Raw genomic sequence first — 515 nt, 5'->3', positions numbered from 1 at the left:
CTTGGCGTGCGGCTTGGTCACCGGACGGTAGCCCGGCAGATCCATGGTGGGCGGCCAGGAGAACGTGGTCCTCGCCTGGAGGGCGTCCTTGGCGATGTCGACCAGGACCGGGCCCGGACGGCCCGTCGAGGCGATATGGAAGGCCTGCGCGATGGTCCGCGGGATGTCCTCGGCCCTGGTGACCAGGAAGTTGTGCTTGGTGATCGGCATCGTGATGCCGACGATGTCCGCCTCCTGGAAGGCATCCGTGCCGATCGACTTCGAGGCGACCTGACCGGTGATCGCGACCAGCGGCACCGAGTCCATGTGGGCGTCCGCGATCGGCGTGACCAGATTCGTGGCACCCGGACCGGAGGTCGCCATGCACACACCCACCCTGCCGGTGGCCTGCGCATAACCGGTCGCCGCATGACCGGCACCCTGCTCATGCCGGACCAGGACATGACGCACCCGGGTGGAGTCCATCAACGGGTCGTACGCCGGCAGGATCGCACCACCGGGAATGCCGAATACCG

1 protein-coding gene is annotated in these 515 nt (G+C 67.8%); it reads right to left on the bottom strand.

All coding sequences use genetic code 11. The features are described 5' to 3' along the window. Positions 1-515, bottom strand: a 515-nt coding sequence (locus IE277_RS46880; RefSeq protein WP_268252750.1) for a thiamine pyrophosphate-binding protein, incomplete at both ends; no start/stop codon positions are given.

Origin of the sequence: Streptomyces alanosinicus (assembly GCF_014650595.1) — a bacterium.
GTDB classification, from domain to species: domain Bacteria; phylum Actinomycetota; class Actinomycetes; order Streptomycetales; family Streptomycetaceae; genus Streptomyces; species Streptomyces alanosinicus.
This window is presented reverse-complemented; position numbering and strand designations above follow the sequence as displayed.